The organism is Streptomyces sp. NPDC091376, from assembly GCF_044757085.1.
GTDB classification, from domain to species: domain Bacteria; phylum Actinomycetota; class Actinomycetes; order Streptomycetales; family Streptomycetaceae; genus Streptomyces; species Streptomyces pratisoli.
The window spans coordinates 47,127-61,915 of sequence record NZ_JBIVUF010000018.1 but is presented as its reverse complement, the minus strand read 5'-3'; the positions used below and the strand labels follow the sequence as shown (position 1 = coordinate 61,915).

Below are 14,789 nucleotides of genomic sequence, written 5' to 3'. Positions count from 1 at the left end.
CGGGCCGTTATTCCGAGCACCTGTCCGAGAGCACGCACACCGAGGAGGCCGTATGCCCCGCCAGATGATCGCCATTGGCGCGCACACCACGCTCGAATTCCATGTGCCCGTGCGCCTCGGACCTCCGCCTGGAGCCTGTCCCCCTCATCCCTGTGCGCCCGTCGGCGCTACGGAGCGCCTCGGAGCAGCATCCGAGGAGGCGTTCGCGTGAGGGACCGCTACACCAGCATCGTCGACGTGCTCATGCTCCCGTACCGCCAGGACGGACGGATGCCGCTTCTACGGCGTGCACAAGATCAGTACGCGCCCGGACAACTCACAGTGGTGGGAGGTCACTTGGAGGAGGGCGAGTCCCCTCTGGAAGGGGCGATCCGGGAGGCCGAGGAGGAGCTGGGGATCCGGATCAACCCCCACGACGCCGAGTTCTGCGGGCTATTCCAGTTCGTCGCGGCAGACGGTTCTCGGCGGCTCGGGACGGCCTGGGTAACGCGCTACTGGGAAGGAACCCCGACGAATAGCGAGCCCGACAAGCACTCGGAGCTCCTGTGGGCCGAACCCGGCGACCCGCCCCAGGACTGTCACCCCTACACCCAGGGCGTGCTCCGCCACTTCGTCGAAGGGACCCTGTACGCCGTTATCAAAGCCGACCCCACCACTGCGGGTGACGCCGCATGAGGCTTCTGCGCCGTCCCCGAGTGGAGGAGCCCAAGGTCTCCCGTTCCGAACAGGAGCTGTTCGGAGGACCGCTTCGCTATGACATGGGGTGGACCGAACACGAGCACGCTCGGCTCGAGTTGACGCTATGGAGCGCACTTCGTTCCATGCCCCGGCAGGTGTGGGGCACACTGCGGCGAGCCTGGCGGGCCGACCGGGGCGCTCTGCTGAGCGTCGGCGCCTGCGAGATCGGCCAGGGCATCGTCGCCGCGGTGAACCTCCTCGTCCTCAACGCAGTGATGCATGCACTGCTCGGCGCGGGCAGCCCGGCGGACCGCCTCGACGCGGCGCTGCCGGCGATGCTCGTCGGGGCAGGCGCGGCCGTGGTCAATTCAGGTCTGGCCAGTTGGTCAACGTCGCGCGCCGGCCGTCTGGAGCCACTCGTCGAGCGGATCGCCACGACGGAGTACCTGGACGCGGCGCAGGCCGTCGAGCTGGAGGCGATCGAGGACCCGGCCTTTCGCCGGCTGCTCGACGTGGCCTACTACGGCCCCACGTACGCGCGCCGCATGATCTCCACCTGCGTCGCCGGCCTGAACAGCATGATCGGGCTCATCTCCACGGCCGGCATCCTGCTCGTGCTGCACTGGGCTCTCATCCCGATGCTGCTGCTGATCGTGGCCCCACGCGGCTGGGGCGCCATGAGGGTGGCGCAGCGGCGCTACGTGTCGGTGCTGAACTGGGTCGAGCACCTGCGGGCCAGTCGTCTCATCGGCAACCTTCTGACCGAGCGCAGCGCCGCCCAGGAAGTGCGTCTGCACGGTGTGGGCCCTTATCTGCTGGCGCGCTACCGGGACATGGCCGAGAACGCGGAGGAAGAACAGCAGCGGCTGGCCAACGGGAAGGCTGCGACCGAGCTGCTGGCGCAGGCGATGTCTGGCATCGCGACGGCGGCGACCTATGCGGTGATGTTCTGGCTGGTCACGGGCGGGCAGATGAGCCTGGCCGTCGCCGGCACTGCGGTGTTCGCCATCCGCTCCGGCTCGGCCAGCCTCGGCGCCCTCGTGATGAACGTCAACGACCTGCACGAGGAGTCGTTGTATGTGCAGGATCACGAGCGCTTCCTCGTCGAGGCAGCCCGGCGCACCATTCCGGACGGCGGGGATGACCTGCCGGAGCGGGTCGACGCGATCGTTCTGGAGCAGGTCGGCTACCGCTATCCCGACCGGGATGAACCGGCCCTGGACAAGGTGTCGTTGACCCTTCCCATGGGCAGCGTGACTGCCGTGGTCGGCGACAACGGCGCGGGCAAGTCCACGCTAGTGAAGATCATTAGCGGCCTCCTGGTCCCGACCACCGGCTCGGTCTCCTGGGGCGGATCCCCAGTCACCCAGCTCAACCGCTTCAAGCTCTTCGAGCGGGTTGGGCAACTGACACAGGACTTCCAGCGGTGGCCGATGACCGCCTCGATGAACATTCGGATCGGCCGTCCCCACCGCCCCTCCACCGATGAGGAGTTGAATTCATCGGTGCGCTTCGCGGGTGCAGTGTCGCTGCTCGACAAACTCCCGGAGGGGCTCAATACGCTGCTGGCCCGCATGTTCCGAGGTGCGACCGAACTGTCCGGCGGAGAGTGGCAGAAGGTCGGCCTGGCGCGGTCGCATTGGCGCGCCGAGACCTCCACCGCGGACAGCCTCCTCATCGTCGATGAGCCCACCTCCGCCCTGGACCCCGAGGCCGAGATCCGTACCTTCGATCGCATCCGAGAGCTGGCCGCGCCCCACCGGGCCGTGGTGCTGGTGACACACCGCATGTCCGGCGTGCGGTGGGCCGATCAGATCTACGTCCTGAACAACGGGCACGTCGCCGAGCACGGCACCCATGACGAGCTGATCGAAGCGAACAAGCAATACGCATCCATGTTCCGCGCCCAGGCCGCCCAGTACGCCCCCGTCCTGCCCCGCCCCGCCCGGCCCACGGCCGCCTCCGAGTCCGCCTGACCAGCCCTCCGAAGGAGCATCGTGTCCTTTCAGTCCACCGACACCGTGCACAGCCCCGGCCACGCGGAACTACTCCGTGGAAGTGGCACCGCCGCGCTGCTCGTCAACGACAGCGGTGAGTACCTGCTGCACCTGCGCGCGGCTAACAAGCCAATCTGGCGCGCCGGCCACTGGTGTCTGCTCGGAGGCCGCCTCGACGCTGGAGAGAGCAACGACGACTGCATCAGGCGTGAACTACAGGAGGAGATCGGTCTTGTCGTAGAGGACCTCGTCCCGTTCCGGACCCGGGACACCGTCGATGCCAACGGTGTCCTGACCAACCGTGTGCATGTCTACCTCGGCACGCTCAACCGGGCCGTCCACGAGATCGAACTACGCGAAGGCATCCAGTTGCGGTGGACGCGCATCGACGAGACGGCCGAGATGACGATGGACCCCGCCACCATGGCGACCCTCGACGAACATCGACGCCTTCCACAGCCCCTCCTCGACGGCTCGGGCAGGCCCGCGATCGTGAAGGTGACGGAGCCGGACGAGCACCGAGATCGCAGCATCGTCGGAGCGCATCTCGTCCTTGTACGCGACGGCGCGGTGCTGCTCGGCCAACGCCACCCGGACAGCGCCTTCGCTCCCGGCGCCTGGCATCTGCCGGCCGGACACCGAGAGGCCGGCGAGTCTGCCCTGGCCTGCATGGTCCGCGAAACGGCCGAGGAGGCCGGGCTCACCATCGCCGCTGAAGATCTCCGCCTGGCCCACACCCTGGATCTCCTCGATCCCGGCAGCTCCACGTCGCGTATCCAGCTGTTCTTCACCGCCTCCCGTTGGAGCGGCGACCGCGCGTGCTCGAACCCGAGCGGTGCACCCAGTGGCGGTGGTGGCCGCTCGACGCCCTGCCCGAGTCCCTCGTGGAGTACACCCGCGTCGCGCTGCGAGCTATCGCCCGCGACGAGCCGTACACGGCGATGGGGTGGAGCTGACCCATCCCTCAACGGCCCCGCCGTTCCGACCTGCTGGCTCTGGCCGACGCCTCTCCAGCCACCCCTCAAAGTAAGGATGTGCCACTCGTTGTTCACCTCGCAGGATGAATGGAACAGCGGTTATGCCGAGGGGCGCCGCTACCGGCCTCTCGACAAGGAGGAGCGCACTTTGCTCGCCCAGCACGTGCCCGCTTCCGATGGAGGCCGAGCACTCGACGTGGGGTGCGGGACCGGCGAACTGGCCCTGCACCTGGCCTCCATGGGCTACGCCGTCGACGCCGTGGACTGGGCCGACGCCGCCTTCCCCAGCACCGACGCGCACCCGGAAGACCCCTCGCACGGAGCCGTTCGCTGGCTGCACCTGGACATCGAGCGCGCCAACCTCTCGAAACTGCACGCAGACGGCTACGACCTGATCGTCCTGCGGATGGTGTTCGCGTTCCTGCGCGACCGCACGCGCCTGACCCGCACGCTGGGCCGGCGGCTACGCAAGCACGGTGCCCTCGTCGTCATCACACCGCTCACCGCGACCACCCCCGCCGAGCGCCGGGGCATCGCCCTCGACGAGGACGAGGTCGCGCACCTGATGAGCATGTGGGAGCAGGCACAGCGCTTCGACGCGAACGGGATGGCCGTCCTGGTCCTGCGCGGGCTGAAGAAGCCCGCCGTGCAGATCACGAACCCCACTCTCCCGACGTCGAGTTCGGTGACCGCGGTGCACGTCGTGGGCACCGACGCCCTGGGGCGCGTTCTGCTGGGGCGCTCGCAACAACAGGAGTGGGAGCTGCCCAGCGCCATGGCCGAGCCCGGGGAAGGATTCGAGCAGACTGCGGTGCGCGCCCTGGCCGAGCAGACCGGCGTGATGGCCGATCCCGCCGACGCGCACGTCCTCGGACTGCACTTCGATGCCCCGGACGGCCTCTTGCGTACGAGCGTGGTGGTCCGCGTCACGTCTCACACCGGGCAGGCCCAGTCGCTGAAGCCGAACCGGTTCGGGCACGTGGACTGGCGACCGCTGCACACCCTGCACCGTCTGGACCGGCTGCCAGGCACCTCAGCGCGGGCGCTGGACCTGGTCTGGCCGGGAGTCCTTCCGTACGTGCCGTCCGCGCACGCCTATCCGGTCGACAACAGCTGCCCGCCGGTGCCCGGCGAGCCGCCAGAGGCGATCGAGCGACGCGAGCAGATGGCTGACCGGGTCATTGCCGGCGGCTGGGCCCCCTCCCCGCCGATCCAGCAAGCGCTCCGCTCGGTCCCGCGGCACCGCTTCACCCCCGAGAGCCCTCTGCGGACCGCGTACCACAGCAACCTGGCCGTGGCCACCGAGCACAACGACCTTGCTCAGGCGACCAGTTCCGTGTCTGCGGCCTGGCTCCAGGCCGACATGGCCGAGCACCTGCATCTGGCCGAGGGGATGACGGTATTCGAGGGAGGCTCGGGCGGCTACAACGCCGAACTGATCGCACACGTCGTCGGGCCGACCGGCCGCGTGATCACCGTCGACCTCGCACCGTATGTCGTGCGCCGCACGCGGCGGCTGACCGCCGAGGCCGGCAGCGGTCGCGTCACAGCGGTGCTCGGCTCTGCCAGCGACGGCGCCGTCGAGCACATGCCCCGCGGGGGTTTCGATGCTGCGGTGATTACTTACAACTGCTGGGATATCGCTCCCGCTTGGCGTGACCAGCTCGCCGACGGCCGCTATCTCGTCCTCCCACTGGAAGTCCATGACTACACCCGCGCCATCGCCTTTCAAAAGCACGGCCCGGTGCTGCGTGCTACGGACTTCACGTTCTGTGGGTTCATCCGCGACCGCGGGCCCGCGGCCCGCGCCGTCCCCGCCGTCGACCTCGCCGACGGCGAACTGCAGCTCCGTTTCCCCGACGGCGTCCCCGCCGAGACCACCGGTCTGGACGATGCCCTCGCTGGCCCTCGCCACGAAGTGGCCACCGGCGTGACCGTGGCAGGCAACGAGTCGTTCGAGACCCTGCAGCTCTTCCTCGCCACCACGCTGCCCGGCTTCTGCCGCCTCGCCCGCAACCGTGATCAGAGCAGTGGCATCACCGCGCTGCCGAAAGGCTCGGACGCCGCCGCGATCACAGCGGTCGGCTCCCTCGCCTACCTGACCCACGTCCTGGTCCAGGACGGCCCCACGGCCGAACAGCGCTGCTCGGAGTTTCTGGCTCACGGCTTCGGGCCATCCGGGCCTGCTCTGGCCGAACAGCTCACCTTCGCCGTGCGTCGCTGGGACGTCCACGAACGAGCCCACGGCTACCCCCAGTTGGAGGTTCATCCCGCCGGAACCCCTGACACCGAACTACCCGCAGGCCACGTGCTGGACAAGACCCACAACCGGCTCGTGTGGACGTGGCGCTCCGACACCGCCGATGCCCCGGCCGCGCAGCCAGAGAAGGTGAGCGCCCATGACTGAACCGGCACCCGACCAGGTCGAGCCACAGCACGGGCTGGGCCTGTACGAGCGCTACTACGCCCAGGTGGAATCCGGCCGCAAGACCATCGAAGTCCGGGTGCGCACACCCCGGATGACGGACGTCGCGGTCGGCGACGTGCCCGTATTCCACGGCGAGGACTCCGGCCGCGAACTCGACGTAAGGGTCGCGCGGATCACGCCGCACGCCTCGTTCGCCGAGCTGCTCGCCGCGGAGGACACCTCCCGCATCGACCCTGACGCCACAGAGGCCGAGCAGCTCGCCAACCTGCGCCGCATCTACCCACCAGAGAAGGAGGCCCTTGGACCGCTCGCGATCGAGTTCGACCACCGGCCGGCACTCGCGGGGCAGCCGATGCCCGTGTCGCCCGAGGCATACGTACAGACCGTTCCGCACCACACTGTGTACAGCTGCTTCTACGTACGCGACGACCGCGATCGGCCCGTCATGCTGCGTTCGGTGTACGGCGGTCGACCCTGGCAGTTTCCAGGCGGGAACAGTGACGCCGGCGAGGATCCCCTGCAGACCGCGCGCCGCGAAACGGCCGAGGAAACCGGACTCGAGCTCGGCCAGGGCCAACCCCGCCTGCTGCTCACGCACTACCTGCACCCCGGGCCCCGCTGGCCCATGGGCAAGATCGGCTTCATCTTCGACGGCGGCAGCCTCAGCCCTGAACAGCTGCGGCAGATTCGCGTCGACCCGGCAGAGCACGACATGTGGGCGATCCACGGCCTCGACGAGTGGCGACCTCTGCTGGCCGAGGGAGCGTTCGCCCGCCTGGAGGCCATCGAACGGGCCCGCACCGGCCGCGGCCCGCAGTACCTCGTCACCGATCACACCTAACCCCGGCCCTCCCCTTTGGAGTTCTCATGTCCGTCGAGGCGTCCCCCAACCCCGAGACCTGGACTGCCTATGGTCAGTTTCAGCTCGACCGGTCCTACATGCCGCCCGCACCTGAACAGCTGCGATGGGGCTTCTGGGACGGTGTCGGCCCCGGCGACGACGTCCTCGGCCCCCTGGCCGGAAAGCGGGTCCTGGACATCGGCTCCGGCGCAGGCCACTACGCCGTCCACCTCGCACAAGCCCACGGCGCACTCGTCGACGCGGTCGAACTCTCGCCGACCCAACACCGACGCGCCACTGGGCACTTCGGCGACGTACCCGGCGTCCGGTTCCTGCACGCGGACGTGATCGAGCACCTTCAGCAGGCTCAGCCGTACGACGCGGCGTACGGCATCTGCACACTCGCCGGAATCGACCCCCACATCTCACTGCCCGCGCTGCGCGACGGACTACTCCCCGGAGCCCCGCTCGTCTTCTCCGTTCTGCACACCAACTGGCACGGCCATGGCCCCTCCGACACCGTGGCTCCACGCGCGGAGACGGTCGCGCTCAAGGGCATGGACCCGCTGCCGCTGCAGACCTGGGTGCTCACCGCCCAGGTGTGGGAAGACCTCCTGACGGACTACAGATTCACGGTGGAGGCCATCACCCAGCTCCACGCACCCGCCCCGGACAACCCCGTCACCTGCCAGCTCATCCAGGCCCGGCGCAGGACCGTCCTACCTGCGCGGATCACCAGCCGCCCCCGCAGCCGACGCCCGCCCGTCCCGCACGCCGCGATCGGCGTGGGCGCCATCGTCCTCGGCGACCGCGGTCTACTCCTGGGCCGCCACCGCCGCGGCACTCTCGAACTCCCCGGCGGATCTCTTGAGATCGGCGAACCCCTGGAGAAGACGGTCGTGCGCGAGCTGGCCGAGGAGACCGGCCTGTCCGCGCGCCCCGAAGACGTCACCCTCCTGGGCACCCTCGTCGATCACGTCGGCGACGTCGTACGCGTCACCGTAGGCGCCCTCGTCACCATCTGGCAGGGCGAACCCACCACCCAGCCAGACGAGAGCGTCGGCGACTGGGCCTGGTGGCCGCTCGACGAGTTGCCCGACGGTCTCTTCGAGTGCAGCGCACATATCCTCACCGCCTGGCGCCCCGACCTGCCCATCGACCACCCCCCGGCCCACTTCACTCCCTACGACAGCCGAACGGCACCGTCATCCGCTCCAGAAAGCGCAGGTGGATGAACTCGCCCCCGCGTACGACCCTGTGGCGGCACCGCGACTTCCGCCTCTATTGGACCGGGCAGGCCATCGACGTCCTGGGCTCCTCGCTCAGCTCTGTCGCCATCCCCCTGGTCGCGGTCGTCACCCTGCACGCGAGCGCCTGGCGAGCCGCGGTCCTCGCCGCCGCGCAGAAGACCCCGCCGCTGCTGTTCTCGCTCCCCGCCGGCGCCTGGGCCGACCGGCTCCGGAAACGGCCGTTGATGATCGCCACGAACCTCGGCTGCGCCGTCGCGATGGCCACCATCCCGCTCGCAGCAGCCATCGGACGACTCACGCTCCTGCAGTTGTGGAGAGCCAGGAGCGCTCGGCGGCCATGCGGAGGACGAGGCCCAGCGGCATCGAGTGGTTGGACCGCACGCATGTGCCCAGAAACCCCGATACCCCGCGCGGGCTCGCTGACCCGCGCACACATCGCGAACCATTACACACCGAGACCGCGCAGCTTCGCCATCAGAGACCCGACTCTTATTTCACGGGCGTGATGGCCATCAGACGACAGGAGGGCAACTCCATGGGGGTGAACGGTAGAAGCCGTATGGCGAACTCCTTGCCGCCCTGCCGAGGCAAGTAGAGTCGCCGCGGCTGGTGCGATGCCGGGTGCGTAATGGCTGGCAGGTTGGGCGCGTTCCACAGCTTGCCCGCGATTGGGTCAGCCATGACGGTGCCGACAACTGCCTGGAGTCGCGCATCGTGGGGCCATTGTTCCGCGTGCAGACGGAGTTGGGCGACCATCGGCAGCGCCCATTCATCCTGCCAGTCGATGAGCTGGGCACGGGCTTCGGGCCAGGTGAGGGCCCACTCCATCACATTGAGGCCATGCCGAATCCAGGGGAAGTATTCGCGGGTCTTGGCGTTGTAGGCGAGCACGTCCCAGCGGAAGTCGTTGACGTAGAGCGCCCATGTGGGGCTCTGCTCGACGACATCGCGGATCGCATCCGGCAGCAGGCCACTGAGGGAGCTGACGGGTGCCGAGTTGGGGACTCGACCGCGGGTGATGCGGTACACGATGTCCCACTCCTCAGTACTCAGGTCGAGGATCCGCCGGACAGCCTGCAGAAAATTGTCGCTGTAGTTCTCCGGCCGGCCGGATTCCAGGGCGTTGTACCAACGACGGCTGACGCCGGCCAGCTGCGCCGTCTGGGCTTGGGTGATTCCGACAGAAGACCGGTCACCGAACGACGCCACAAAACCCGGTATGCCCGAAGTGTTACGCCGCGCGCGGGCTTGCCTCAGAATGCGGGTGACAATCAACTGCGTCTCACTCTTATTCATAACGTTCACATAACGACGGGAGGGTGGGGCTCAGGTCACACTGCCGTCGCATTCACGGTCACCCCACTCAGGCGGCCACCGGTATCTCGGCGCGCCTTTAGGGGAGTTGACCCCGAACACCTCGTCCACTACTTGAAGCGTGAAGGTTCTTGCAGGGCAGGGTGAACTGGGAGTTCTCATCAAAAGGATAAGCGCAGGCTATGTGTTGCTGTGACGCGCGGGCTGTCGCCTAATCTCGCTGAGGCCGCCGAGGCACTCAATTCCCCAGGCAGTAAGACCGTCGAACCGTAAAAAGGATCTTCATGACGCGCTCCAATCCGATCACCAGGGCAGCAGCGGAATTGGCTACACCCGCCCCGATGGCCGACCCGGCTTGAGCAGATCAGGCAGCGCCATGTTGTGGGCAAGCCTGCGCGGTGGCTGGCGCCGACCTTTGAGCGACCGTGGCCGGCGGAACCCTCCCAAGGCCGCGGAGCGGCGTCGTGCCGTGCGCGAGGAGTGTCGGGTGCTGCTGGAGCAGATGCCGATCCCGCGACCGTTCACGCTGGACGGGCTGATCACAGGCATCGAGGCGGCGCGCGGCCGAAAGATCAAACTAGTGGCGATCCCCGACTACCTGCTGGCCAACACCGACGTGTGCGGCCTATGGCTGCACCTCGATGACGCACCCGTCGACATGATCTTGTATGTGGAGGGCACCACCGCCTTCCACCGCATGCGGATCATCCTCCACGAGCTGGCCCACATGTGGTGCGACGACGAGACCGAAGTCAGCTACGAGGAACTGGCCCGACTCCTGCCGGACTTTCCACCCAACGTCCTGCACCGCTTGACCCGGCGCGGCCGGATCATGGCCCGGCATCGGTACGACTCCCACACCGAGATGCGCGCCGAGATGCTGGCCGACCTCCTCCACAACGAGGCGTACGCCATCGACTACATCGAGGACACGACGCTCCGGCACCTCGATGAAGACCTGTCCCGTCCTCTCCTAGTTCCCCGTCCCCGCAACGACCGGAAGACCCGTGTCCGCACCTGACGCGACCATCACTCTCATCGTCGTCCTGCTCCTGCTGCAGGTCATCATGCGTATCCCCGCAGCTATACGCGGCCGGCGTCGCGAGCGCTCCTTGTGGGGTGCCTTCGCCGCCTTCGCCACTGCATGGTGACTGCGCACCGACCTCGGCCGCGCGGTGATCGATCCGCTCGGCATCAACGACCTGCCCACCCTCCTGAAGCACATCCTGGCGATCGTCGGGATCTGCGGACTGCTGACCTACGTCACGGACGTCTACGCCGACGAGGACGCCACCGCCCGCCACATCAAGATCACGTCGCTGGCGCATCGCGTCGCCGCCCGGGCTTCCCTGGCGACCGTTCTGTGCTTGGCCGGCGTGTTCTTCCTCGCCCTAGACCGGACGAAGACCGGGGCAGACAGCCCGTACTTCGTCGGCCGGCACATCGGCGAACCCGGCCTGGTCCTCTACATGGGTCTGCTCTACCTGTACACCGCGGCGGCAGCAGCTGTGTGCGGTTACCAGTGGGGCAGGGCCGCACGCCATGCCCGCCGGTGGCCGCTGCGAGCCGGGCTGGCAATGATGGCCGCCGGCATGGTCGTGATCATCTTGTACGCCGTCCTGCGTACCGCGTTCCTCATCCCCACCGCGGTGGCGCTCCCGTCGACCGCAGCCGTGGTTCAGCAGGAGCAGATCACCGATGCCGTGCTGTACGCCGGCTTCCTCTTGTGGTTGGTCGGGGCCGTCACCCCTGCTGCCCGGGCGCTCATCGGGCGAATCCAGTGCATGCGGACCGTGGTCCGCCTGCACCCGCTGTGGCGTGACCTCGTACTCGCAGTGGACGGCATCGCCCTATACCAGCCCAGCCTGCTGCTGGATGGTCATAGGGCCGCTGCCGTGGTGAACCTGGCCCGCGACGTCCTGTCGCACGATGCCACCCCGCAGATCCGGCTCGGCCGCTACGTCACCGAGATCCGGGATGTCACCCACGAATTGCGGCGCCGGGTGCCGGCCGACCTACTCTCACGGGCCCGCGAGCTCGCCGACGCCGAAGGGCACCGGGGCACAGACGCGGCGGCCGTGGCCGAAGCGTACTGGCTCAAGTCGGCGCTGGGCGCCGTCCGCCACCCCGCCGGAGCGCCTGTCAGGTTCGAAACCGCCGGCGGCGACTTCGCCTCGGAGGTCGCCTGGCTGGTGCGTGTCGCCGACGTCTACCGCTCGGCGCGCCCTGCCGCCGTCCCGCTCATCGGCAGCACCGTCACCGAGCAACCCGTCCCCCACACCTCCAGGATGTAACCATGAGTGCCACCTCCTCCCACCTGAGCGCCTCCGCCGCTGCCCTGTTCTTCGACACAGAGGGCGCCGTCCTCATCGTCAATCCGACATACAAGGACCACTGGAACCTGCCCGGCGGGGCGGTCGACATTGACCACGACGAGACGCCGTACGCGGCCGCCGTACGAGAGGTGCGCGAGGAACTCGGCATCACGCCCCCTATCGGCCGCCTGCTTGTACACGCCTGGCTCACCGTCCCCGGCCGAGGCGCCCAGGTGCTCTACGTCTACGACGGAGGGATCCTCGGCGAGAAGGAGCGGGCCGCGATCGAGCTGCAGGAGACTGAGCTGAGCGAGTACCGGTTCTGCCACCCCGATGACATGGAGCCGGGCCTGATCCCCCCTCACCTGACCAAGGTCTGGCGGGCCGCCCTCGCCGCCCATGCCAGCCAGACCCTGATGGAGGTCTCCATCCGCCTCTAAGACCGCGTTCCCGGCACGAGGATCATGCATTTTCGTGCCGGGAACGCCGTTCCAGGGCTGGTCAGTCAGACGGTCTCAGAGGAGCCGCTCCCCTGGACGTCCGCTTTGACCTTCTCGACCTCTTTGAGGATGAACTGCAGCAACTCTGCCGAGAGCCCTTCCTGTCCGCCGCCGCGTGCTGCGAGTGCGGCGACCTGACCCCTGAGCAGCATCGTTTCCGCAATGATCCGCTGCACGTCGGCGTCGGCGGACCAGATGAGCGGAGTGGTATCCAGCGCTTCGGCCAACGCATGCAGCACCTCGTCCTGGGCGCTCGTCACCACTCCGGTACGCAGATCGCGCACCAGGTCCTCGTCGAGGTTCTCCGCCCCCGTACGGCTGTTGCCCAGGGCCGCGACCTCCGCGTCCGACGGCGGTGACGGCAGTTGCTCCAGCAGATAGGTGATCTTCTCCGCGAGAGTCTCGGGCAGCCCGTCGCTAGCGACTCGCGGCGTTTCCGGCTGCTCGCCGGGCTCGGGCACGTCAATACCGAAGGAGCGCTCCTGGGCACGGAGCAGCGCTTCCACGCCCACGCCGTACGCCTTGGCCAACGGTGCGTGATACTCCTCGGCAAGACGCCGCTGGCCCTTCTCTGCGGCGGCCACCGGGCCGGCCGTCCTGGTCTTCGTCAGATGCTTGGTATCCGCCTGCGAGTAGCCAGCATCGGCACGGAGGTCGGCAAGGTCGGGACGCCCCTCACGCGGAAACAAGTCGTCCAGGCCGCGCCCAAGGAGCTCGGCCAAGCGAGGCAACTTCTCCGGGTCGGGAACCGAGCGTTCCGTCTCCCAGGCGCTGACCCGAGCAGCACTGACTCGCATGCCGAGCGCCACGTCGCTCTGTTTGAGGCGGGCATCCCGGCGGGTGATCAGCACGCGCGCGGCGTCGAACCGGCGTGCCGGCATCCAACCCATCCTTCCTGGTCCGATGAGGTCTGCGTTGTAGCCACTTGATCGATCGACTAAACGAGGATACTTTCGTTTCATCGATCGGGGTGAGCTTCTCAGTTTACCTCTGCGACATCATCCTGCGCGCGCATCGAGCAGAACGCTCCTGCGCCACTTGTAGCCCCGGAGTCCGCCATGCCTCTACTGAACCGCTGCCTGTCCTCACTGAAGACACGGGGCGCGACATGGCCGGCTCAATCGTGAGCACGGTCCGCGGCCGGGCGCCGGGCACGCTGCGAGTAGTGGAGCGTTCTTGAACCAAGTCTGGATCTTGACGCAGGGGCCTGCGTATGTTCGTCGTCCGCCGGGCGGCCTGCCCGGCACCGCGAAGCTGAGGAGCGACATGCGTACCGGCCCGACCGTATAGGTCCCGATATAGCGGCGGCGCCCGAGAGATGCGAACTCCCGGACGCCGAACGCTCAACGGCACAACCCGCCCCGGCAAGGGCGGAGATTGCCCACCATCACCACGCTGATCCCTTTCCACGGGCGCGTCAGCGTGGCAACACTGCAAAGGGGATTCTTGCATGCCTCCTGCCCTACGCGAAAGGCCAAACCGCCTGGCCTGCGCGGCAGCCACCTCCGCCTCGGCGCCTTCCCGCCCCGGGCCGGAGCACACCGCAACGGCCTCGTCGAGCCGCCGGTCCCGCCTGGTGAGCGGGAGCGGCCGATGAGCAGCGATGCCCGCGACTGGGTGTGGGAGCGCAGCTCCAGCCGGGGGACCGCGCGCCTGGTCCTGCTGTCGATCGCCGACCGGGTGGCCGACGAGCAGTGCATCGCCTGGGCCTCCCTGGCCAGCCTGGCGGAGCGCGCGAACGCCTCACGGTCCACGGTGCGCGACGCCCTCGACCGGCTGCTCGACAGCGGCGAGCTGGAGCAGGTCGACGACCTCACAGGCCCGCAGCGCAGCACGGTCTACCGCCTGCCCCTCGCCGCAAAGGCCGTAGCCAAGGCTGCGGGGGAGCAGGAGGCCGGCGACGAAGCCGCTCCGACGGACGAGCCCGAGGTCGGCCTGACGCTCCGGATCTCGGCCCTGCGGCGGTACGGAATCCGCCCCCGTGAGGTACCGGAATCCCCCGCGACGGGCCGGAAACCGGCAGGTCCGGAAACCGGCACCTCACGACGGAAACCGGCACCCCGACGTACCGGAAACCGGCACAGCGCTGTACCGGAAACGGGACCCCAGAACCGTAGTGAACCGAAGGTGAACCGTAGGTACAGCAGTAGTGGTACCGCCGTCACCCCGGCCAGCGAGTGGCAGGTCGACCCAGCCACCCATGCCTGGGCCCGCCAGCAGGGCCACCTCGACCGCCTCGGCGAGGAGGGCCTCGCTGCCGCCGACGCGAAGTGGCGTTTGCACCGCGCCGACTTCAAGCCCCGCTCGGCGGGTGCCTGGGCTGCCGACTGGCGGTCCTGGGTCGCCCGAGAGCACGCTCCGGGCCGCCCGAACCTCTACGCCCTGCCACGCAGTGGAGGCTCCGCGCCCGCAGGCGGCATGACCCGCGCTGAAGCCCACACCGCAGCCCTTCTCGCCGCCCTCGACGAGCCGACCGGAACGAAGTAGCC

The 14,789-nt window shown here is 68.4% G+C and carries 13 protein-coding genes; 11 read left to right on the top strand and 2 right to left on the bottom strand.

What is annotated here, in order from left to right:
• Positions 1-207: 207 nt before the first annotated feature.
• From ACIQMR_RS31025 to ACIQMR_RS31000, 6 genes are read left to right on the top strand one after another with little or no spacing between them, the layout of a single operon-like run.
• The gene (locus tag ACIQMR_RS31025) at positions 208-675 is read left to right on the top strand and encodes an NUDIX domain-containing protein (protein WP_401394231.1); all 468 of its coding nucleotides are present in this window, start codon (positions 208-210) and stop codon (positions 673-675) included.
• Positions 672-2,654 (top strand): ABC transporter ATP-binding protein, encoded by a 1,983-nt coding sequence (locus ACIQMR_RS31020; protein WP_401394228.1) that lies wholly within the window; start codon positions 672-674, stop codon positions 2,652-2,654. The genes ACIQMR_RS31025 and ACIQMR_RS31020 overlap by 4 nt, the downstream gene beginning before the upstream one ends.
• A 21-nt stretch (positions 2,655-2,675) precedes the next feature.
• Positions 2,676-6,059 (top strand): methyltransferase, FxLD system, encoded by a 3,384-nt coding sequence (gene fxlM / locus ACIQMR_RS31015; RefSeq protein WP_401394225.1) that lies wholly within the window; start codon positions 2,676-2,678, stop codon positions 6,057-6,059.
• Complete coding sequence (locus ACIQMR_RS31010; protein WP_401394222.1) at positions 6,052-6,921, top strand: NUDIX domain-containing protein; 870 nt, start codon at positions 6,052-6,054, stop codon at positions 6,919-6,921. The genes fxlM and ACIQMR_RS31010 overlap by 8 nt, the downstream gene beginning before the upstream one ends.
• Before the next feature lie 26 nt (positions 6,922-6,947).
• Positions 6,948-8,156, top strand: coding sequence for a bifunctional class I SAM-dependent methyltransferase/NUDIX hydrolase (locus tag ACIQMR_RS31005; RefSeq protein WP_401394218.1), 1,209 nt, complete (start codon positions 6,948-6,950; stop codon positions 8,154-8,156).
• Positions 8,153-8,677, top strand: a complete 525-nt coding sequence (locus tag ACIQMR_RS31000; RefSeq protein ID WP_401394215.1) for an MFS transporter — start codon at positions 8,153-8,155, stop codon at positions 8,675-8,677. The genes ACIQMR_RS31005 and ACIQMR_RS31000 overlap by 4 nt, the downstream gene beginning before the upstream one ends.
• Here ACIQMR_RS31000 and ACIQMR_RS30995 read toward each other — a convergent pair.
• Positions 8,661-9,467, bottom strand: a complete 807-nt coding sequence (locus ACIQMR_RS30995) for a helix-turn-helix domain-containing protein (RefSeq protein ID WP_356050391.1) — start codon at positions 9,465-9,467, stop codon at positions 8,661-8,663. The genes ACIQMR_RS31000 and ACIQMR_RS30995 overlap by 17 nt on opposite strands.
• A gap of 505 nt (positions 9,468-9,972) precedes the next feature.
• On the opposite strand from ACIQMR_RS30995, the gene ACIQMR_RS30990 reads away from it, so the two are divergent.
• From ACIQMR_RS30990 to ACIQMR_RS30975, 4 genes are read left to right on the top strand one after another with little or no spacing between them, the layout of a single operon-like run.
• On the top strand, positions 9,973-10,506 hold the full coding sequence (locus ACIQMR_RS30990) for a hypothetical protein (RefSeq protein ID WP_401394213.1): 534 nt from the start codon (positions 9,973-9,975) through the stop codon (positions 10,504-10,506).
• Entirely contained in the window at positions 10,493-10,636 is a 144-nt protein-coding gene (locus tag ACIQMR_RS30985) for a hypothetical protein (protein ID WP_401394210.1), read from the top strand. Before ACIQMR_RS30990 ends, ACIQMR_RS30985 begins: the two co-directional genes overlap by 14 nt.
• A 24-nt stretch (positions 10,637-10,660) precedes the next feature.
• A complete protein-coding gene (locus ACIQMR_RS30980) occupies positions 10,661-11,779 on the top strand; it encodes an MAB_1171c family putative transporter (RefSeq protein WP_401394207.1) in 1,119 nt (372 codons plus the stop codon).
• A gap of 2 nt (positions 11,780-11,781) precedes the next feature.
• Complete coding sequence (locus tag ACIQMR_RS30975) at positions 11,782-12,240, top strand: NUDIX domain-containing protein (RefSeq protein WP_401394204.1); 459 nt, start codon at positions 11,782-11,784, stop codon at positions 12,238-12,240.
• A 65-nt stretch (positions 12,241-12,305) separates the two neighbouring features.
• On the opposite strand, the gene ACIQMR_RS30970 is transcribed toward ACIQMR_RS30975, so the two are convergent.
• Complete coding sequence (locus tag ACIQMR_RS30970) at positions 12,306-13,181, bottom strand: helix-turn-helix transcriptional regulator (protein ID WP_401394201.1); 876 nt, start codon at positions 13,179-13,181, stop codon at positions 12,306-12,308.
• A gap of 712 nt (positions 13,182-13,893) precedes the next feature.
• Between ACIQMR_RS30970 and ACIQMR_RS30965 the strand changes: the two genes are divergently transcribed.
• Positions 13,894-14,787, top strand: coding sequence for a helix-turn-helix domain-containing protein (locus ACIQMR_RS30965; protein WP_401394198.1), 894 nt, complete (start codon positions 13,894-13,896; stop codon positions 14,785-14,787).
• Positions 14,788-14,789: the final 2 nt, after the last annotated feature.